Annotated in this window: 22 protein-coding genes; 10 read left to right on the forward strand and 12 right to left on the reverse strand. The window is 57.3% G+C overall.

All coding sequences use genetic code 11. The features are described from left to right. From VGC62_RS23730 to VGC62_RS23745, 4 genes are all read right to left on the reverse strand, one after another. Positions 1–668, reverse strand: a 668-nt coding sequence (locus VGC62_RS23730) for a M48 family metallopeptidase (protein WP_331189514.1), incomplete at its 3' end; no start/stop codon positions are given. 110 nt (positions 669–778) lie between these two features. Continuing rightward, positions 779–1,417 (reverse strand): SOS response-associated peptidase, encoded by a 639-nt coding sequence (locus VGC62_RS23735; protein ID WP_331189515.1) that lies wholly within the window; start codon positions 1,415–1,417, stop codon positions 779–781. A gap of 51 nt (positions 1,418–1,468) precedes the next feature. Further along, positions 1,469–1,729 (reverse strand): DUF2007 domain-containing protein, encoded by a 261-nt coding sequence (locus VGC62_RS23740; protein ID WP_331189516.1) that lies wholly within the window; start codon positions 1,727–1,729, stop codon positions 1,469–1,471. After that, on the reverse strand, positions 1,729–1,920 hold the full coding sequence (locus VGC62_RS23745) for a CPXCG motif-containing cysteine-rich protein (protein WP_331189517.1): 192 nt from the start codon (positions 1,918–1,920) through the stop codon (positions 1,729–1,731). The genes VGC62_RS23740 and VGC62_RS23745 overlap by 1 nt, the downstream gene beginning before the upstream one ends. A 298-nt stretch (positions 1,921–2,218) precedes the next feature. Here VGC62_RS23745 and VGC62_RS23750 point away from each other — a divergent pair, with 298 nt between their 5' ends. Further along, positions 2,219–3,382, forward strand: a complete 1,164-nt coding sequence (locus VGC62_RS23750) for a 1-acyl-sn-glycerol-3-phosphate acyltransferase (RefSeq protein WP_331189518.1) — start codon at positions 2,219–2,221, stop codon at positions 3,380–3,382. Between the two features lie 29 nt (positions 3,383–3,411). Here VGC62_RS23750 and VGC62_RS23755 read toward each other — a convergent pair whose 3' ends face one another. Continuing rightward, positions 3,412–3,681, reverse strand: a complete 270-nt coding sequence (locus VGC62_RS23755; RefSeq protein WP_331189519.1) for a hypothetical protein — start codon at positions 3,679–3,681, stop codon at positions 3,412–3,414. Between the two features lie 143 nt (positions 3,682–3,824). Between VGC62_RS23755 and VGC62_RS23760 the strand changes: the two genes are divergently transcribed. Continuing rightward, complete coding sequence (locus VGC62_RS23760) at positions 3,825–4,031, forward strand: hypothetical protein (RefSeq protein WP_331189520.1); 207 nt, start codon at positions 3,825–3,827, stop codon at positions 4,029–4,031. Positions 4,032–4,138: 107 nt separating this feature from the next. On the opposite strand, the gene VGC62_RS23765 is transcribed toward VGC62_RS23760, so the two are convergent. Beyond that, positions 4,139–4,720 (reverse strand): YajG family lipoprotein, encoded by a 582-nt coding sequence (locus tag VGC62_RS23765; protein ID WP_331189521.1) that lies wholly within the window; start codon positions 4,718–4,720, stop codon positions 4,139–4,141. 178 nt (positions 4,721–4,898) lie between these two features. Between VGC62_RS23765 and VGC62_RS23770 the strand changes: the two genes are divergently transcribed. Beyond that, positions 4,899–5,132 carry a hypothetical protein gene (locus VGC62_RS23770; protein ID WP_331189522.1) on the forward strand — a complete coding sequence of 78 codons (234 nt, stop codon included), beginning with the start codon at positions 4,899–4,901 and terminating at the stop codon, positions 5,130–5,132. Between the two features lie 737 nt (positions 5,133–5,869). Next, positions 5,870–7,375, forward strand: a complete 1,506-nt coding sequence (mqo, locus tag VGC62_RS23775; RefSeq protein WP_331189523.1) for a malate dehydrogenase (quinone) — start codon at positions 5,870–5,872, stop codon at positions 7,373–7,375. A gap of 93 nt (positions 7,376–7,468) precedes the next feature. On the opposite strand, the gene VGC62_RS23780 is transcribed toward mqo, so the two are convergent. From VGC62_RS23780 to VGC62_RS23795, 4 genes are all read right to left on the reverse strand, one after another. Then, on the reverse strand, positions 7,469–7,927 hold the full coding sequence (locus tag VGC62_RS23780) for a hypothetical protein (protein ID WP_331189524.1): 459 nt from the start codon (positions 7,925–7,927) through the stop codon (positions 7,469–7,471). 231 nt (positions 7,928–8,158) lie between these two features. Then, positions 8,159–8,446, reverse strand: coding sequence for a PA4642 family protein (locus VGC62_RS23785; protein ID WP_331189525.1), 288 nt, complete (start codon positions 8,444–8,446; stop codon positions 8,159–8,161). A 67-nt stretch (positions 8,447–8,513) separates the two neighbouring features. Next, the gene (locus VGC62_RS23790; RefSeq protein WP_331189526.1) at positions 8,514–8,999 is read right to left on the reverse strand and encodes a hypothetical protein; all 486 of its coding nucleotides are present in this window, start codon (positions 8,997–8,999) and stop codon (positions 8,514–8,516) included. 74 nt (positions 9,000–9,073) lie between these two features. Then, the gene (locus VGC62_RS23795; RefSeq protein ID WP_331189527.1) at positions 9,074–9,631 is read right to left on the reverse strand and encodes a hypoxanthine-guanine phosphoribosyltransferase; all 558 of its coding nucleotides are present in this window, start codon (positions 9,629–9,631) and stop codon (positions 9,074–9,076) included. 183 nt (positions 9,632–9,814) lie between these two features. Here VGC62_RS23795 and upp point away from each other — a divergent pair, with 183 nt between their 5' ends. Together upp and VGC62_RS23805 are read left to right on the forward strand one after the other, a co-directional pair. After that, positions 9,815–10,453, forward strand: coding sequence for a uracil phosphoribosyltransferase (upp, locus tag VGC62_RS23800; RefSeq protein ID WP_331189528.1), 639 nt, complete (start codon positions 9,815–9,817; stop codon positions 10,451–10,453). Continuing rightward, entirely contained in the window at positions 10,453–11,733 is a 1,281-nt protein-coding gene (locus VGC62_RS23805) for a uracil-xanthine permease family protein (RefSeq protein WP_331189529.1), read from the forward strand. Before upp ends, VGC62_RS23805 begins: the two co-directional genes overlap by 1 nt. A gap of 115 nt (positions 11,734–11,848) precedes the next feature. Here the strand turns inward: VGC62_RS23805 and hemH are convergent, their stop codons facing one another. Then, positions 11,849–12,874, reverse strand: coding sequence for a ferrochelatase (gene hemH, locus VGC62_RS23810; RefSeq protein ID WP_331189530.1), 1,026 nt, complete (start codon positions 12,872–12,874; stop codon positions 11,849–11,851). A 14-nt stretch (positions 12,875–12,888) separates the two neighbouring features. After that, positions 12,889–13,791: a TIGR01777 family oxidoreductase gene (locus VGC62_RS23815; RefSeq protein WP_331189531.1), complete on the reverse strand. Its 903-nt coding sequence runs from the start codon at positions 13,789–13,791 to the stop codon at positions 12,889–12,891. A 290-nt stretch (positions 13,792–14,081) separates the two neighbouring features. Here VGC62_RS23815 and VGC62_RS23820 point away from each other — a divergent pair, with 290 nt between their 5' ends. From VGC62_RS23820 to VGC62_RS23835, 4 genes are all read left to right on the forward strand, one after another. Beyond that, complete coding sequence (locus VGC62_RS23820; RefSeq protein WP_331189532.1) at positions 14,082–15,068, forward strand: NAD(P)/FAD-dependent oxidoreductase; 987 nt, start codon at positions 14,082–14,084, stop codon at positions 15,066–15,068. Further along, a complete protein-coding gene (locus VGC62_RS23825; protein WP_331189533.1) occupies positions 15,065–15,280 on the forward strand; it encodes a TIGR02450 family Trp-rich protein in 216 nt (71 codons plus the stop codon). The genes VGC62_RS23820 and VGC62_RS23825 overlap by 4 nt, the downstream gene beginning before the upstream one ends. Positions 15,281–15,472: 192 nt before the next feature. Continuing rightward, positions 15,473–16,456 (forward strand): DUF523 and DUF1722 domain-containing protein, encoded by a 984-nt coding sequence (locus VGC62_RS23830; RefSeq protein ID WP_331189534.1) that lies wholly within the window; start codon positions 15,473–15,475, stop codon positions 16,454–16,456. Positions 16,457–16,459: 3 nt separating this feature from the next. Continuing rightward, the gene (locus tag VGC62_RS23835; protein ID WP_331189535.1) at positions 16,460–17,401 is read left to right on the forward strand and encodes a MerR family transcriptional regulator; all 942 of its coding nucleotides are present in this window, start codon (positions 16,460–16,462) and stop codon (positions 17,399–17,401) included. Positions 17,402–17,403: the final 2 nt, after the last annotated feature.

A 17,403-nucleotide genomic window follows, 5' to 3' on the forward strand; every position in this document is an offset into this window, starting at 1 on the left:
GCGGCATTGGGGTTATAGCCCGCACGCGCCGACAGCTCCAGGCCAAGCAGGTCCGCTTCGTTTTCGTTGGAGCGGCTGTTAGGCAGCGTCAGGCTGTAGTTCACCACGGTGTCTGCCAGCGCCAAGCTGTCCTGCCCCAGGCCCAGCAAGGCTCCGGCTCCCGATTTCGCCATTTCTATGCCATAGGCTTTGGACATGGCTTCACGTCCATGTTCACGCAACGCATGGGCGATCTCGTGCCCCATCACCGCCGCTAGCTCGTCGTCACTGAGTTTGAGTGTATCGATTAGCCCGGTGTAGACGATGATCTTGCCGCCTGGCCCACAATTGGCGTTCAGGTCATCACTCTTGATCAGGGTCACTTCCCACTGCCACTGCGCAGCATCCGGGCGTAGCTTGGGCGCCTGGGCGATCAAGCGCCTCGCTACGCCCTGGACACGCTTGGCCTGGGCACTGTCTTTATCCAGCACGCCTTTGGTGGAGGCTTCGCTGACCGTCTCCTGATACGACTGCGCGTACATCTGGTTGACTTGATCGGTCGACAGCATGCTGAACATATATTGCTTACGTTCAACGCCCACCGAGTCGCCGCTGGTGGTGTTGACAGCCTGACAACCACCGATCAGCAATGCCGCGCCCAAGGCACAGAGTACAAATGTCTGACGCATCTAAATTCTCCTGAAAAACCTGGCGCCCATCCTAGGCAATACGGTACGCATGTGCCAGATGGCTGAGGATTCATTTGCGATGGGGAAAAATCGCTACCCCCTTGAGCCCGCTACAAAGGCGTCAAACACTCCGGCGCATTGAGCTTAGGATCATTCACCAGATTCGCCAACGGCCGCTCGCGCAGCGCGCTCTGTGGGGCGGCGAGCAGCGATTGCAGGACGGGCAACGCGGTATCGCTCGCCAGCCATGCGGCCTGCCCTGCTGCATCCAGAATCAGTGGTCGCCGCTGATTGGCCGCCGCCTGAGTCACCACTGCCACGCTCAAATAGGTATGCCCTTCAACGGGGTAGGCTTCCCAAATGGCCGCGAAATACAACGTCGAGCCCTCCCCAGGCGTCAACCAAAATGGCCGCTTACGCGCGGTTCCGCGCCACTCGTAAAACCCGTTGGCTGGTAGCAGGCAGCGACGCTCGCGAAACGCCTGGCGAAACATCGGTTGCTCAGCAATGGTTTCGGCGCGGGCATGCGCCGGTGTGCGGGACATATCGGTTAACCACGGCGGAGTCAGGCCCCAGCGGGCCCGCGCCACGTCCCTGCCCTGCTCGCCATCGTCTGCGGTAGCCACTGCGCGCACCATTAGCACTGAGTCGGTGGGCGAGATGTTCCACTGGGCTTTCTGGTCTGCGGGGAAACCGGGCAAGGCCGCAAACGCGGGCGTCCAACGAAACAGCGCATAACGTCCACACATGGGCTCAAGGCAACTCTTTTTGAAGGCGAACGACGCAGAACTCGAAGCGATTCAGCACAGCAACACGTCGGGGTAGCTGTCCGGCTCTTCGCCAGGCAACACAAAGGCGCCATTGTACTCAGTGATCAGCTGCCGTGCCCGATCGGCCAGATCATCGTCGACCGAAAGGCCCAGCAGCCCGAATACCGGCAGTTCGCCGATAGCTCCCAGCAGATGCCGCCCTGTGATATGCGCCTGGATACCTTCACTGGCGAGCATGCCTTGCAACAGCTCACCTTCCATCAGGTTTTCCGGCTCGTAGATTTTGCGCATCAATCGTTCTCGGCACGCACTTGCAGATCCCATTGCTCACCATCGGTCTGGAGCTGAAACTCAATCGGACGGCAGCACACGTGGCAATCCTCGATGAAATGATTGTCCCCTTCCGAGAGATCCAATGTGGTCTCACCCGGTTCACCGCAGTAAGGGCACTCATAAGGTGCAGACGGTTGTATTTCGTGCATCACGGTCTCCAGTGCCAGTTTTGCGTATAATCGCCGCTCATTTGAAGGCCGGTCTTGATAACTACAACCCGGGCAGGGTGTGTGAAAACGTAGCGAGCGAAGGTAACAGGCGGACAAGCGGCCGGGGTCGCGACCGACTCTAGGTGTTCTAAATGAGCATTTTCCGCCTGTTTTTAACGCAGCATTACGCGCCTAACGCCGAAGGCGCCCAGCCCGCAGTAGTTTTCACACGGCCTGCCGGGCTTGTTTCCCCAGCGCCGGCCCCCTATACCCTAGCCGTTTTCAACAAGAGAGCATGATGGGCGAATTCGATGCCATCCGACCTTACAACGACACCGAAGTAAAAGCCGTACTCGCACGGCTGCTGGGTGACAAGGCGTTCCTCGCAATCCTCACCCATTTCCGCTTCCCACGCCTTGCCAACACACTGGGCTGGGCCCTGCAGCCCGCCATCGCGCGTAAGCTGCGACGCCAATTTGCCGGAATCGACACAGTTGCGGCACTGCAAGACAAAGTCGAACATTACGTCGACCATACAATCGAGCGCGCCACCGATGGTGTGACCTATACCGGCGTCGAGCAGTTCAAGTCCGGCGTTGCGTACTTATTTCTGGCCAACCACCGCGACATCGTGATGGACCCGGCGTTCGTCAATTACGCGGTGTACCACGCGGGCCTGCCGACGCCACGCATCGCTATCGGCGACAATCTGCTGCAAAAGCCTTTTGTCAGCGACCTGATGCGCCTGAACAAAAGCTTCATCGTTCACCGCTCGATCATTGGCCGCAAAGAAAAAATGGCCGCGTATCAGCTGTTGTCAGCGTATATCAACCATTCTATTCGCACCGATTGCGAGTCGATCTGGATCGCCCAGGCCGAAGGTCGCGCCAAAGACGGCGATGACCGCACCGAATCGGCAATCCTCAAGATGTTCCACATGAGCCGCAAGAACGAGCCGTTCGGTGAAGTGATCAAGTCTCTAAACCTGACGCCTGTATCGATCAGCTACGAATACGACCCGTGCGATCACGCCAAGGCGCGCGAATTGTTCATCCGCGCCACCACCGGCAGTTACACCAAAGCGCCGGGCGAGGATGACGTCAGCATCGCGTTGGGCATTACAGGCTACAAAGGCCGTGTGCATGTGAATTTCGCCCCGCCGATCACCGAACTGTTCGATGACACCAAGCAATTGGCGATCGAAATGGACCGGCAGATTCTCGGCGGTTACCGTCTGTTCCCCGTGCATTATCTGGCGTATGCGCGTTGGACCGACGCCGATCCGAGCCTGAATGTGCCTACCGCCGCCCAAGTGTTTGCCGCCGATGAACTGGCCCGCGCTGAAGAGGAATGGGAGCGCCGTCTGCAAGGCTGTCCCGACGAACATCGTCCTTATCTTGTGCAGCAATACGCAACGCCCGTGCGCAATCAGTACAGGGTCAAGGCCGGTCTGCCACTGTAAAGCGTTTTCGTTGGGGGATTGGCCAGCGATCAGAGCTTGGTGCTGGCCCATGACATCAACAACGCAAACGCAAGGCACGTTACGCCGATCCGGTAGCAGATGCGGATCAGGTGCAGCGTCGGAACATCCATCAAATGCATCGGTTCATCGATCTGCGCCTGCTCAGTGAGCGTGTGCAAATGAGCGTTTTCACGTTGTTCCCTATTGCGCGTGATGTACAGCAGCCAAACACCAGGGCCGGCCGCCAATAGCGCGAACAGGTTCAAGGTCATCGCAGGGGAAAGCGGGAGCAGCGACATGAGGGCCTCGATGGCGTCGGAATCAGTGACGCCGCAGATTCTGTTGGATCTACATGGCAATTTAACGAGTGTCACCTTAACGTCACCTGAACCGGCCATTGTGTGGCACCTCAACACGACATCCACTGCACTGGAGCCCCGTTATGCTGCATGCCCACAACCAGGACCGCCTCTACCTGATCGCCCCGAGCGACGAGCAGGAAGCCTTGATCGACGCCTTGGCGTTCAACGTGCAAGACCGCCACTGGTTGGTGTATTGCGCCCTCGGCGGGCATGCGCATCACGATTGGCCTGAGGTAGACCTGAATACGGGTTACAGCTTTTTGAATTTCTATCAGCAAGCGGCGTGATTCCGAGCCTGCCCTCCGATCACATCTGATCTGCAACGAGCCTTCTGTAGGCTGTAAAAAGCCCCGGCTTCTCACGAAACCAGGGCTTTCTTTCAAGCGATTGCGCGTTACTGACCCAGAATGCGACCGATCGTCTGGTCCTGGAACAGGCGTGTCAGCGCGTCGCTGAGCACATCGCTCACCAGCTTGGTGTTGGTCTCTTCGTTGGGTGCCATGCCGAAACGCTGATCCAGCGATGCGGCATAACGACCGCTGTAACTGCGACCGTTGTTCTGCACATCTGCACGGAACGTCGAGCTGATACTGGCCTCCGTCACGTATAAGCCTTCTTTGGGCGACTGATATTTCAAATCGGCCAGGGTGACGGTCAACTGAGGACCGGTGCCACCCGTTGTCGGCGTGAAGCCCAGCAAACGTACAGCGGCTTCAGCCTGGGCCTGCAACTGCGGTAACAATTGCTGGCCACTGACCGTGATTGAACTGGTTTCCGGGTACAGGCCACCGCGCGTACCCAAGGTCTGGGAAGAGCGCCCATCGACGACACGCACCACCACCTGCTGACCATGGCCGACCGGCGCCAACTGGGCGTTCAACTTCGGCTGTGGGCTAAGGGATTGCGGGCTGTGGGCACAACCCACCAGCGTCAAACTGCTAACAGCAAGCAAACCGAACAAAAGGCGACGCAGCATGCTCATCTCTCCATGGGCCAGGCACAAAATGTGCCGCAGTATAGCGACCTCTCAACATCGCTCACTAGCTGAAAAATAGGACCCAGTGTCACCCGCCACGGTTCCGCCACAGGAGTGTCATTGAGATGTCATCGCCTTACGACACTCTTTTCACAAGCCACCCACACGGAGTTCTGCCATGGACTTGCTCTGGTCACTCTTTTCACTGCGTCGTCGCTATCGTCACTACGCCCGACTAAACCAACAGGGTATCTGCCTGTCATTCAAGCACTGCGCCACACCGCCAACAGGTCAAGGCTGGGTGGAAATAACCGAAGCCAAACTCAGCTGGCTGCACCAACCCTTGCCTTCTGGCGCCCGTGTCGCACCACGCGGGCGTTCGATTAGCGCCCGGCAATTGATCGTGACGTGACCGAACAGCGAATAAAGTCGTTTAATTTGGATCAATTCTGCACGTTTCATCGCTATAATCTCCCCCCGATTATAAGGACGTCTCCTGATCGGGCCTCGCAGCATCGTTGATACCTGGTATCAACTCCTCCGTATCGCCCACAGAGAGCCTTCCACACAGACATGTGCCAGCCAGCGCGCACGGTCCATCGGTGAGAAAACGCTCGATTTGCTCGAACCTTTCTAACCGCAAACCTTACGCGCCTGACCCGCACCTGATCTGCCAGAGCTGCCATCGCGCAGCCCTTTTTGAGGTTCACGTCTTCAAAAGAGCGTGAAAAAAACGGGTTTTCACAACTTCACAAGAGTGTGGCGAGCAAATGAATAGTTACGCGTGTGTAAATGCACCATTAACGTCTGACCCAGCCCCTTTGAACAGGACCGACCGCTGCTGCGCAGTCTCCACGACCGGAGCCTGAAGCCTGTCCGCTACGGATTTGGTTGCACAACCGGATGCCTTGACGATAGTCGAATGGCTCTTCGGGCCAAAAAATGCGTTCATGCTGGCTTTATAAAGCATCACGCAGGGCTCGTTCGGCGGCGTCCGCTGAAGATGCAAAAAATTGCGAAGAATCGGACATGGCGATCCCAATCAGGATTATGTGGGGCACTTCTCGAACACGCCCCCCCTATGCCTGGAAAATGAACTCGGGAACGCATGCCGTCAATTTGGTGCTGCAGATTTTGGAGACGCGTTAAATGGCGCATAACGAAGCAGTCGATGTGGTACTGGTCGGGGCAGGCATCATGAGTGCCACCCTTGCGGTACTGCTCAAAGAGCTCGATCCCAGCCTGAAACTGGAAGTCGTCGAGCTAATGGATTCTGGTGCAGCCGAGAGTTCCAACCCCTGGAACAACGCGGGTACCGGCCATGCCGGTCTTTGTGAGCTGAACTACACGCCGCAAGCGGCTGATGGCTCCATCGACATCAAGAAAGCGACTCACATCAACGCACAATTCGAAGTTTCGAAGCAATTCTGGGCCTACCTCGCCCGCAAAGGCACTTTCAGCTCAACGCGTTCGTTCATTACACCCGTGCCTCACCTGAGCTTCGTTCAGGGTGAAAAAGGCATCGCGTTCCTGAAGAAGCGTTTTGAAGCACTGCACACCCACCACGCTTTCGCGTCGATGGAATACACCGAGGACAAAGCCAAACTGGCGCAATGGATGCCGCTGATGATGCCCGGTCGTCCGGCCGATGATCCTATCGCCGCGACACGCGTGATGCACGGCACTGACGTCAACTTCGGTAACCTGACCAACAATCTGCTCAAGCATCTGTCGAACAGCCCGGATGCACAGGTCAAGTACTGCAAGCGCGTCACCGGTCTATCGCGCAAGGGCAGTGGCTGGAGCGTCACCATCAAGGACGTGAACAGCGGCGGCACCCGCGAAATCGACGCTAAATTCGTATTCCTCGGCGCAGGTGGCGCGGCACTGCCGTTGCTGCAGATGTCGGGCATCGAAGAAAGCAAGGGATTCGGCGGCTTCCCCGTCAGCGGCCAATGGCTGCGCTGTGACAATCCAGAAGTGGTCAAGCACCACCAAGCCAAGGTTTACAGCCAGGCTGCGGTGGGTTCGCCCCCAATGTCGGTTCCTCACCTGGACACCCGAGTGGTCGACGGCAAAACGTCGCTGCTGTTCGGCCCCTACGCAGGCTTCACGACCAAGTTCCTCAAGCACGGTTCGCTCATGGACCTGCCGCTATCGATTCGTGCCGCCAACATCGCGCCGATGCTGGCCGTGGCGCGCGACAACATGGACCTGACCAAATACCTGATCAGCGAAGTCCGTCAGTCGATGGAGCAACGCCTGGATGCTCTGCGTCGCTTCTACCCTGAAGTCAGGGCCGAAGACTGGCGCCTGGAAGTGGCCGGCCAGCGCGTACAGATCATCAAGAAAGACCCGAAGAAAGGCGGAGTTCTGCAATTCGGTACCGAACTGGTCTCGTCCAAAGACGGCACCCTCGCTGCATTGCTCGGCGCTTCGCCGGGTGCCTCGGTTACGGTGTCGATCATGCTGGACCTGATTGAGCGCTGCTTCCCGGAAAAAACCCACACTCAATGGGCCGCCAAGCTGAACGAGATATTCCCTGCTCGGGAAAAAGCCCTGGAAACCGACGCGCAGTTGTATCAGCGTGTCAGCGCTCAGAGCGATGCGAGCCTGGGATTGGTCGAGAACAGTGAAGCGCCAAGCTTTGCTTGATTCAGAGCCTGCTCTGAGTCAGTGAAAAAACTGAAAGCCTCGCCCACGCAGCGGGGCTTTCAGTCTTCGATTGCTTAATTAATAAAACTCAAGTTATTTCATTCCAACCCTTACCGTGTATGCCGCGAGTGACTGAGCGCCTTTGATCACAGATGCGCTGCACTCTGCCGGAACACGCCCCACCGAACGTGCGCTCGCAGTTTTCGCAGGAACAGGGTTGATCGAGAACCACTGAAACTTCACCTCATGGGCAATTCTAAATTCACACTCTTTCCCCTCACTGCGCAGACGAAAGTTTGCAAAGTCATTTCTGGAATTATTAAGCGTAATAAGGAAGGAAGCGTTGGGATAATCCGCTGGTATTACGTACTGGCTTAGGTCCGTGCCGGCCGGGAACCAACTGGCGGAAGTCAGGGACACGTCCTGTTTTGCGTTATTCCAGACATCCACACTCACCGCCATATTTTTCGGATAGGCAGCCTTTGCGTAAGGGGCCAGAAAAATTAACGCGGCCAGAACAATCGAACTACTTATACAGCGATTACTTTTCACTATTTTAATTCCCTTTCATTTAGTGGCGAGCTTCCTGCTCGACGTTTATGTGCTGAAAGCACGTAGATAAGTATGTGCTCGAAGTTTGGTTATGAAAGGAGGCGAAGCAGAAAAATGCTGTAGGAACAGTCTTTACAAGACGTAATAACTACTTAAACCACTGCAATGACACTTATAAAAGCAGAATATGATGAGGCGCCTGCCGCAGGCGCCCTCATCAAGCTCAAACGATCAGCCGCGGGCCTTGTCGATCAACTCTATATATTCCTCTGCGTTGCGCTGATCCTTGATCAGTGCGACGAAGTCATTGCCGTGCTCATCCTTGCCACCCAAGTCGTAGCCCGCCTCCTTGAAGAACACCAGAAAACGCGCAAAATCGTCGATACGTAGACCCCGGTAGGCCTTGATCAGTTTGTGCAGTGATGGAGAAGTAGCGTCGACCGGCTCGAAATCAAGGAACAATTTGATCTGGGCATCGCCGATTTCATCGCCAATCAACTGCTTCTTATCTTTACGCATTACTCACTCCAACTGACTCACGGAACATTTCACGGGCGGGCAGTTTACCCCTCGCCAGGTCATGGGCTCAACGCGCGCGTACCGTTGCAGTGTGGATATCAGCCCAGACGTGACCGTTGGCGTAGCTAAGGAACTGGCAATACACCTTCTCATTGCGCAACAGGTCAACCAGCACTCGATACTGCGTCGCTGGGTAATAAAGGGTCAGGGTTCGGGATTTGTCGTCGAATGTGGGCTTTTTCAGGCTTTTGCTTTCGCCGTCGAAATGAATCAGCACGCTGACAATTGTCGCGCCCTTATTCATCGGCTTGCCTTTGAGACGCAGCACCACAGGCGACGTTACGGGAATCGGCTGCTGATTGGACTGACGTTGACTGCCGACAACCACCGAGTATTCGGTGATCTGTAGCAATTGCTGCTGCTCAGGCTCGCCTTCACGCACAGAAAGCTCGTCGGGCGGCAAATATTGGCCGTGCATGAGCTCGGCAAGTGCGGGAAGCGGCAGGCTCAACAGCAACATCAGCGCCGCTTTACTACGAAACGATAGCGTCATGGGTGCCTCCCGAAAAAAGTGGAAAGCACTCTAGCACGGAGTACACGCGCCAACTGAGGTAGCGCGCGATGCGCTTACATCCCCTTAACCGCGTAAATGCCAGCGGCATTACGCCAGTAGCCTTTGTAGTCCATGCCGTAACCGAAAATGTAGCGGTCAATACACGGCAAGCCCACGAAGTCAGCTTTCAGCTCAGGCCGCGCCTTGCGGTCGTGCTCTTTGTCGATCAACACAGCGGTGTGTACGGCACGAGCGCCTGCGTGTTTGCAGAAATCAATGATCGCGCCCAGCGTGTGGCCTTCGTCGAGAATGTCATCGATGATCAACACGTCGCGATCAATGAACGAAACCTCAGGCTTGGCCTTCCAGAACAACTCGCCACCACTGGTCTCGTTGCGATAACGGGTGGCATGCAAGTAGGACGCTTCCAGCGCAAAGTTCAGATGCGTCAGCAGCTTGCCGGCGAAAATCAGACCGCCGTTCATCACGCAGAACACCACGGGGTTACGATCAGCCAGCACGCTATTGATGTGCTGACCAACGCGGGCGATGGCGGCCTCGACTTCGGCCTCTGTGTACAGGCAGTCAGCCTCGCGCATGATTTGACGGATATGCTCGAGATCAGCGGACATGACGCTCTCCAAGGGGGCTATGTAAGAAAAGCGGGCAAAGGTACGCATCCGTTGGGATCAGGGCAAGCATTTATGGACTAACGTTGCACTGTGTAAGAAACCTGAACTTAACCGGTAAGACAAGTAACAGGTGAATAGATTAATCTAGGCCGTTTTTTTACCCCCCGCTGGAGCCCTCCCCTTATGCCCATTCGTGAGATCCGCCATCCGCTGATCCGCCACAAGCTCGGCCTGATGCGCCGAGCCGATATCAGCACCAAGAACTTCCGTGAACTGGCTCAGGAAGTCGGCGCGCTCCTGACTTACGAAGCAACTGCAGACCTGCCGCTGGAAACCTACGACATCAAGGGCTGGGCCGGTACCGTCCAGGTCGAAAAGATCGCCGGCAAGAAGATTACCGTGGTGCCGATCCTGCGCGCCGGTATCGGCATGCTCGACGGCGTGCTCAGCCTGATTCCAGGAGCAAAAGTCAGCGCTGTGGGCCTTGCGCGCAACGAAGCAACGCTGCAAGCACACACCTACCTGGAAAAACTGGTGCCGGAAATCCACGAGCGTCTGGCGATGATCATCGACCCGATGCTGGCCACTGGCAGTTCCATGGTCGCGGCCATTGACCTGCTAAAGAAAGCAGGCTGCAAGGAAATCCGAGCCATGGTGCTGGTCGCCGCGCCAGAAGGTATTGCCGCTGTCGAGAAAGCGCACCCCGACGTAATGATCTACACCGCTTCCATTGACCAACGCTTGAACGAACAGGGTTATATCATTCCGGGCCTGGGCGATGCCGGTGACAAGATTTTCGGCACCAAGCAAAAGGACGCCTGATGAGCCAGGATGAGTTCAACGATCCAACGTGGCGCACCATTCTCTCGGGCGCGCAGATGCTGTTCGTGGCCTTCGGTGCCCTGGTACTGATGCCGCTGATCACCGGGCTCGATCCCAATGTCGCGCTGTTTACCGCAGGTCTTGGCACCTTGTGTTTCCAACTAGTGACCGGGCGTCAGGTGCCGGTATTCCTGGCGTCGAGCTTTGCGTTCATCACTCCGATCATTCTCGCCAAAGGCCAGTTCGGCCTGGCCGCGACCATGGGCGGCGTCATGGCGGCTGGCTTCGTCTACACCTTCCTGGGCTTGGCGGTGAAGATCAAAGGCACAGGCTTCATTGATCGTCTGCTGCCACCTGTCGTCATCGGGCCAGTGATTATTTCCATCGGCCTGGCGATGGCGCCAATCGCCGCCAACATGGCCATGGGGCGAACCGGTGACGGCGCGGCAGAGCTGATCCCGTATCACACCGCCATCACGATCTCGATGGCGGCCTTGCTGACCACGCTGATCGTCGCAGTCTTCGGCAAAGGCATTTTCCGCCTCGTGCCGATTATCTCTGGCGTGCTGGTGGGGTTTGCCCTGTCGTTCTACTTTGGCGTGGTCGACACCGCGAAAATTGCAGCAGCACCCTGGCTGGCCCTGCCGCACTTCACCGCACCTGAATTCAACTGGCAGGCGATTTTGTTCATCGTGCCGGTTGCCCTCGCTCCCGCCATTGAGCACATCGGCGGCGTGATCGCAGTCGGTAGCGTGACCGGGCGTGATTACCTGAAGAAACCCGGCCTGCATCGCACCTTGCTCGGTGACGGTATCGCCACGACTGTAGCCGGCGCGTTTGGTGGCCCGCCTAACACCACTTATGCCGAAGTCACTGGCGCGGTGATGCTGACCAAGAACTACAACCCGAAGATCATGACCTGGGCGGCGATTTTCGCCATTACCCTGGCCTTCATCGGCAAGTTCGGCGCGCTGCTGCAAAGCATTCCAGTGCCAGTTATGGGCGGGATTCTCTGCCTATTGTTCGGCTCGATTGCCGCCGTAGGCATGAACACGCTGATCCGCCACAAAGTCGATCTGGCCGAGGCGCGCAACCTGGTGATCGTTTCGGTCACGTTGGTGTTCGGCATCGGCGGCGTACTGATCGGCACCGGCAACGGACCTGACGACTTCGGCCTGAAAGGCATCGCGCTATGCGCCGTGACGGCCATCGTGCTGAACCTGATACTGCCGGGCAACGACAGCTGGAAGAACAAGCATCTGGATGATCAGTTGCCGTAGTGTGCAGCAACCGAACTCTGTTGGAGGCTTGCCCGCGAAGGCGATGAATCAGGCGATAGATAGGCATCGGATTTACCGGCATCTTCGCGGGCAAGCCTCACTCCAACAAGATCAGCTACAACATCAACGGCGCCCGCTCACAGAGTCGGTTCAACGCCGCTGCCCAGTTTGGATCATCGTTCAGGCATGGGATAAGCACCAACTCCTCACCACCCGCCTCTTTGAATTGCTCGGCGCCGCGATCACCGATTTCTTCCAGCGTCTCGATGCAATCCGCGACAAAGGCCGGGCACATCACCAGCAGCTTTTTCACGCCCTGCGCAGCCAGTTCAGCTAAATGCGCCTCGGTGTAGGGTTCAATCCATTTAGCGCGGCCCAGGCGCGACTGGAACGATACCGACCATTTACCATCGGGAATGCCCATCAACCGGGCGAATTCCGACGCTGAACGCAGGCACTGCGCCCGGTAACAGGTGGCGATGACTTCGGGCGACGCGTTTTGGCAGCAGTTGCCGTCCTTGAAGCAATGGTTGCCGGTCGGGTCGAGCTTGGTCAGATGGCGTTCCGGCAAACCATGAAAGCTCAACAACACATGATCGTGGGCCTGTTGCAGATACGGGCGGACGTTGTCCACTAACGCCTGCAAGTATTCAGGCTGGTCGTAGAATGGCTGCAACACCGAGAACTGCACATCGAGTTTGCACTCACGCACTACGCGTTTGGCCTCGTCGATCACCGTTGTCACGGTGCTGTCGGCAAACTGCGGGTACAGCGGCGCCAAGGTGATTTTCTTAATGCCTTGAGAGGTGATTTTTTTCAGTACCGTTTCGATGGACGGTTCGCCATAGCGCATAGCTAATTCAACCGGTCCGGCGGTCCATTGCTTGCTCATCGCCTGTTGCAAGCGCTTGCTCAGGACTACCAACGGCGAGCCTTCTTCCCACCAGATCGAGGCATAAGCATGCGCCGATTGCTCTGGGCGCTTGATCAAAATCAACGACACCAGCAGCCGACGGACCGGCCACGGCAGGTCGATTACGTAGGGGTCCATCAGAAACTGATTGAGGTAGCGACGAACATCCGCCACCTCCGTGGACGCTGGCGAACCCAGGTTAACCAGCAGCAACGCGTGATCGGTCATGCAATACCTTAATGTCAGTGGCGGCCTAACAAATGCTGAAGGGCAGCGCGCAGATCGGTGAATCGGAAAGTGAAGCCGGCAGCCTGCAACCGGTTCGGGCTTGCCCGCTGCCCGCCCAACAGCAGCACAGATAACTCGCCCATCAACAGTCGCAATGCGACAGCGGGCAAAGGCATGAATGCAGGACGGTGCACAATTGCGGCCAGGGTTTTGGCGAACTCGCGGTTACGAACCGGTGATGGCGCGCAGGCATTATAAGGACCTCGGGCGTCTTCCCGGTTCAACAGAAAATCAATGGCTGCGATTTGATCTTCAATGTGAATCCACGGCATCCACTGCCGACCATTGCCAATCGGGCCGCCCATGCCCAGTTTGAACGGCGGCAACAGCCGCTGCAAAAAACCGCCCTCATTGGCGAGCACCAGACCGGTTCGCACCAGGACCACACGAATGCCCAACGCTTCTGCGCGCACTGCGGTCTCTTCCCAAGCAATGCACAACCGGCTGGCGAAGTCTTCGCTGACAGGTGGCGAGTCTTCGTTCAGCTCACGCTCACCGCCATCGCCGTACCAGCCAACCGCTGAGCCTGAGATCAGCACGTTGGGCTTTTGCTCGCGACGTTCAAGCCAGGTGATGAGCTGTTCGGTGAGGGTGATGCGGCTGTCCCACAGCAGCGCTTTGCGTTTGCGCGTCCACGGTCTGTCGGCAATGGGCGCGCCCGCAAGGTTGATGACCGCATCCACAGGCTGCGTGCCGATGTCATCCGGATGGGCGACACCGCGCACGCCCGCGCCGCATAGGTTCGCAACTTCTTGGGGCTTACGGCTCCACACCGTCAGTTGATGACCTTGACTTAGCCAATGCCGGCAAAGCCGACGTCCTATCAATCCAGTACCGCCGGTCAGCAAGATGTGCATGACAGAGTTCCTCGCGTGGCGTTCATCGCAAATCAATAGTCTATTTCTTCACACAGTTCGCGCTTTGAACCAAGCGCACTGTTGAACCATAGGCCACGCTAATAGAAAACGATGCTCGTACTGCTCGTTCGAATAGTTGAAGAACCTTCGCGAGGCGTCAGACTCACCCTCGAGCCGTATCAGAGGCAGCGCACCCTTCGTCGTAGAAGGACGCTAAGTTATACCGAAAAACAATATTGTACAGGTTTTAACTACGGCGTAGTCTGTGCAGACAAGGTAACGAGGCCCCTATGACTGTACCTATCGCAATCATCGGTACCGGTATCGCCGGACTCTCCGCTGCCCGAGCATTGCAAGCCGCCGGGCACAACATCCATCTTTTCGACAAAAGCCGCGGCAGCGGCGGACGCATGTCCAGCAAGCGCAGCGATGCGGGTGCGCTGGACATGGGCGCGCAGTATTTCACTGCTCGTGATCGTCGATTTGCCGCTGCCGTGCAGCAATGGCAAGCCGATGGCCATGTGGCTGAGTGGACGCCGCTGCTCTACAACTTTCATGGCGGACAACTGAGCTTGTCGCCGGACGAACAAGTGCGCTGGGTCGGCAAACCGCGCATGAGCGCCATCACTCGCGCGATGCTCGGTGACATGCCCGTCACGTTTTGCTGCCGCATCACCGAAGTCTTCCGCGGCGAACAGCATTGGAATCTGCTCGATGCCGACGGGCGCAACCATGGCCCGTTCAGTCAGGTCGTGATTGCCATCCCGGCACCGCAGGCAACCACCCTGTTGGCGGCGGCACCGAAACTGGCAAGTGTCGTGGCTAGCGTGAAAATGGACCCTACCTGGGCCGTGGCGCTGGCCTTCGAAACGCCGCTGGACACCCAACTGGAAGGCTGTTTCGTACAAGACAGCCCCATTGACTGGCTGGCCCGCAACCGCAGCAAGCCGGGGCGCGACAGCACGATGGATACGTGGGTGCTGCACGCCACCAGCACCTGGAGCCGTCAACACCTGGACATGCCAAAGGAGCTTGTTATCGAACATTTACACGGTGCCTTCGCTGAGCTGATGAACTGCTCGATCCCCGCTCCGGCGTTCACCCTCGCCCATCGTTGGCTGTACGCCAAGCCGGCCAGCGCACGAGAAGTCGGCGCCTTGTCCGATCCGGATCTAGGGCTGTACGTGTGTGGCGACTGGTGCCTGTCCGGCCGTGTCGAGGGCGCATGGCTTAGCGGTCAGGAGGCAGCACGGCGCCTGCTCGAACACCTCAAGTGAATCGTCTTAATCCACGCAAATTGCTGCTGTCGAAATGGACAGCAGCCCAGCCTCAAGACCGCGAGAAACACTTTCTCGTCACCGAGTTGTTCTGTGATGAAGAAGGCACTGTAGTGGACGTCGAGCTGCAGGCCGTGATCACTAGACGTGCGCAACGCTTTGCCTGGCAGATATTGCAGAATGATGCGTCGTGGTGGATGGGCTGGAAGTAGCCTGCATATTCCTAAGCCCGCACTGACTCAGTTGGAGCGCCGCCCGGCCTCGCTCCAACCTGTTTTTAAGCTATCCCCAATCCTCTGACAAAACCTGTACAAATAATTTGTACTTGTACAAGTACAAACCTATGATGAACAAAAGCTGTACAGACCAAACACTCTGTACAAGAAGTTCACAGAGGTTTTGCTATGTCCGCGCCGTCATATTCATTTGAAGCCCCTACGGCCACCAAGCCAAAGCTAGGCATCAGCGCCTGCCTGATGGGCGCTGAGGTTCGGTACAACGGCGGGCACAAACTATCGCACCTGTGTTGCGATTCACTGAGTCAGTATTTCGATTTCATCCCCGCCTGCCCAGAAGTCGCCATTGGCATGGGGATCCCCCGTGAAGCCATTCGTTTGGTGGGTGATCCCGAAAAACCGCAAGCTGTCGGCTCAGTCAACGGTGACATGAACGTCACTCAAGCGCTGGCCGACTATGGCGAACACATGGCCACACAGATGAGCGACATCTGCGGCTACATTTTCATGCAGAAATCACCCTCCTGCGGGCTGGAGCGGGTCAAGGTTTACCGCGACAACGGCGTGCCTTTCGATGGCGGCGGCAGAGGCATCTATGCCCAGGCGTTCTGCGACCGTCACCCGAATCTGCCAGTCGAAGAAGACGGTCGCCTTAACGACCCCGTACTGCGCGAAAACTTCATCACCCGCGTCTACGCCTATGCAGCCTGGCAGGTGCTACTGCAAGACGGCATCACTCGCCGCACGCTGACCGAATTCCACTCGCGCTACAAATATCAGCTCATGGCCAATGACCCGGTGCAGTATCGCCTACTGGGCAACCTGCTCGGCAACATGGGCAAAACCGACCCCACCGAAATCTGCGCTCATTACTTCAGTGAATTGATGAACGCCCTGAAAAAACCAGCCACGCGCCGCACACACACCAATGTGCTGCAGCATTTGTGTGGTTATTTGCGCAAGACCATCGGCGCCGAGGATAAGCAAGAAATCCAGGCGGTGATCGATAAATACCATCAAGGCATCGTGCCGTTGGTGGTGCCACTGACGCTGCTCAAACACCACTTCCGCCAGCACCCCGATCCCTACGTAGCGCTTCAGGTTTACCTGCAACCGCACCCGGAAAACCTCAGCTTGCGTAACGCCATTTAAATCATGGACAGCCCACGCCAAGCACTGCCGGAACAAGACCAACCACAAGCCAGCATCAATGCTGACCACTATGGCTGGCTGCCGATCCGCGAGATTGCGCGCTTGACCGGCGTTAATGCTGTGACCCTGCGCGCCTGGGAACGCCGTTACGGACTGATCGTTCCGCATCGCACGCCCAAGGGTCATCGTTTGTATTCGGCCGAGCACGTACAACGTGTGCAGGGCATTTTGACCTGGCTCAATCGCGGGGTTTCCGTCAGCCAGGTCAAGCTGTTGATCGACAGGCCGCAACCGCCCACAGCAGCACCTGAAAGTGATTGGGACGCTCTGCGCCAGACGCTGCAACACGCCATCAGCGAACTGGCGGAACGACGCGTCGACGAGATGTTCAATCAAGCGATGTCGCTCTACCCGCCACGGACCTTGTGCGAACAGCTGTTACTGCCGCTACTGGCTGCACTCGAAGAACGCTGGCAAGGCCAGTTCGGCGCACAACTGGAGCGAGTGTTTTTCTACTCATGGCTGCGCAGCAAACTGGGAGCGCGCCTTTATCACAACAACCGTCAGCTCAATGGCGTGCCGATCCTGCTGATCAACCAATCGGACCTACCGCTTGAGCCACACCTGTGGCTGACCGCCTGGCTGATCAGCAGCGCCGATTGCCCGGTCGAAGTCTTCGATTGGCCGCTGCCGGTGGGAGAACTGGCGCTGGCCTGTGAATACCTCAAGCCACGCGCCGTTCTGCTGTATTCGAGTAAATCCCTGAACGTGGCCCAGTTGCCGCGCCTGCTGAACAATATTGCCTGTCCGATTGTGCTTACAGGGCCAGCCGTGCGCATCCATTGCGCCGAGTTATCTGCATCTGTCAGGGAGATCCCGGAACTCACTCTCACCCGAGATCCGATTGCCGCCCAAGTGGCTCTGCAGCGATTAGGACTTATCTAAGG

The sequence above is a fragment of the Pseudomonas sp. genome (assembly GCF_036404235.1).
GTDB lineage: Bacteria > Pseudomonadota > Gammaproteobacteria > Pseudomonadales > Pseudomonadaceae > Aquipseudomonas.

What these genes read in the sequence shown, in the direction of transcription:
- VGC62_RS23830 (WP_331189534.1), top strand. Translation starts at nt 15,473, where the DNA reads ATGTCCGCGCCGTCATATTCATTTGAAGCCCCTACGGCCACCAAGCCA.
- VGC62_RS23740 (WP_331189516.1), bottom strand. Translation starts at nt 1,729, where the DNA reads ATGCGCAAAATCTACGAGCCGGAAAACCTGATGGAAGGTGAGCTGTTG.
- upp (WP_331189528.1), top strand. Translation starts at nt 9,815, where the DNA reads ATGCCCATTCGTGAGATCCGCCATCCGCTGATCCGCCACAAGCTCGGC.
- hemH (WP_331189530.1), bottom strand. Translation starts at nt 12,874, where the DNA reads ATGACCGATCACGCGTTGCTGCTGGTTAACCTGGGTTCGCCAGCGTCC.
- VGC62_RS23815 (WP_331189531.1), bottom strand. Translation starts at nt 13,791, where the DNA reads ATGCACATCTTGCTGACCGGCGGTACTGGATTGATAGGACGTCGGCTT.
- VGC62_RS23795 (WP_331189527.1), bottom strand. Translation starts at nt 9,631, where the DNA reads ATGTCCGCTGATCTCGAGCATATCCGTCAAATCATGCGCGAGGCTGAC.
- VGC62_RS23760 (WP_331189520.1), top strand. Translation starts at nt 3,825, where the DNA reads ATGCTGCATGCCCACAACCAGGACCGCCTCTACCTGATCGCCCCGAGC.
- VGC62_RS23755 (WP_331189519.1), bottom strand. Translation starts at nt 3,681, where the DNA reads ATGTCGCTGCTCCCGCTTTCCCCTGCGATGACCTTGAACCTGTTCGCG.
- VGC62_RS23820 (WP_331189532.1), top strand. Translation starts at nt 14,082, where the DNA reads ATGACTGTACCTATCGCAATCATCGGTACCGGTATCGCCGGACTCTCC.
- VGC62_RS23750 (WP_331189518.1), top strand. Translation starts at nt 2,219, where the DNA reads ATGGGCGAATTCGATGCCATCCGACCTTACAACGACACCGAAGTAAAA.
- VGC62_RS23790 (WP_331189526.1), bottom strand. Translation starts at nt 8,999, where the DNA reads ATGACGCTATCGTTTCGTAGTAAAGCGGCGCTGATGTTGCTGTTGAGC.
- VGC62_RS23785 (WP_331189525.1), bottom strand. Translation starts at nt 8,446, where the DNA reads ATGCGTAAAGATAAGAAGCAGTTGATTGGCGATGAAATCGGCGATGCC.
- mqo (WP_331189523.1), top strand. Translation starts at nt 5,870, where the DNA reads ATGGCGCATAACGAAGCAGTCGATGTGGTACTGGTCGGGGCAGGCATC.
- VGC62_RS23765 (WP_331189521.1), bottom strand. Translation starts at nt 4,720, where the DNA reads ATGCTGCGTCGCCTTTTGTTCGGTTTGCTTGCTGTTAGCAGTTTGACG.
- VGC62_RS23735 (WP_331189515.1), bottom strand. Translation starts at nt 1,417, where the DNA reads ATGTGTGGACGTTATGCGCTGTTTCGTTGGACGCCCGCGTTTGCGGCC.
- VGC62_RS23745 (WP_331189517.1), bottom strand. Translation starts at nt 1,920, where the DNA reads ATGCACGAAATACAACCGTCTGCACCTTATGAGTGCCCTTACTGCGGT.
- VGC62_RS23770 (WP_331189522.1), top strand. Translation starts at nt 4,899, where the DNA reads ATGGACTTGCTCTGGTCACTCTTTTCACTGCGTCGTCGCTATCGTCAC.
- VGC62_RS23835 (WP_331189535.1), top strand. Translation starts at nt 16,460, where the DNA reads ATGGACAGCCCACGCCAAGCACTGCCGGAACAAGACCAACCACAAGCC.
- VGC62_RS23805 (WP_331189529.1), top strand. Translation starts at nt 10,453, where the DNA reads ATGAGCCAGGATGAGTTCAACGATCCAACGTGGCGCACCATTCTCTCG.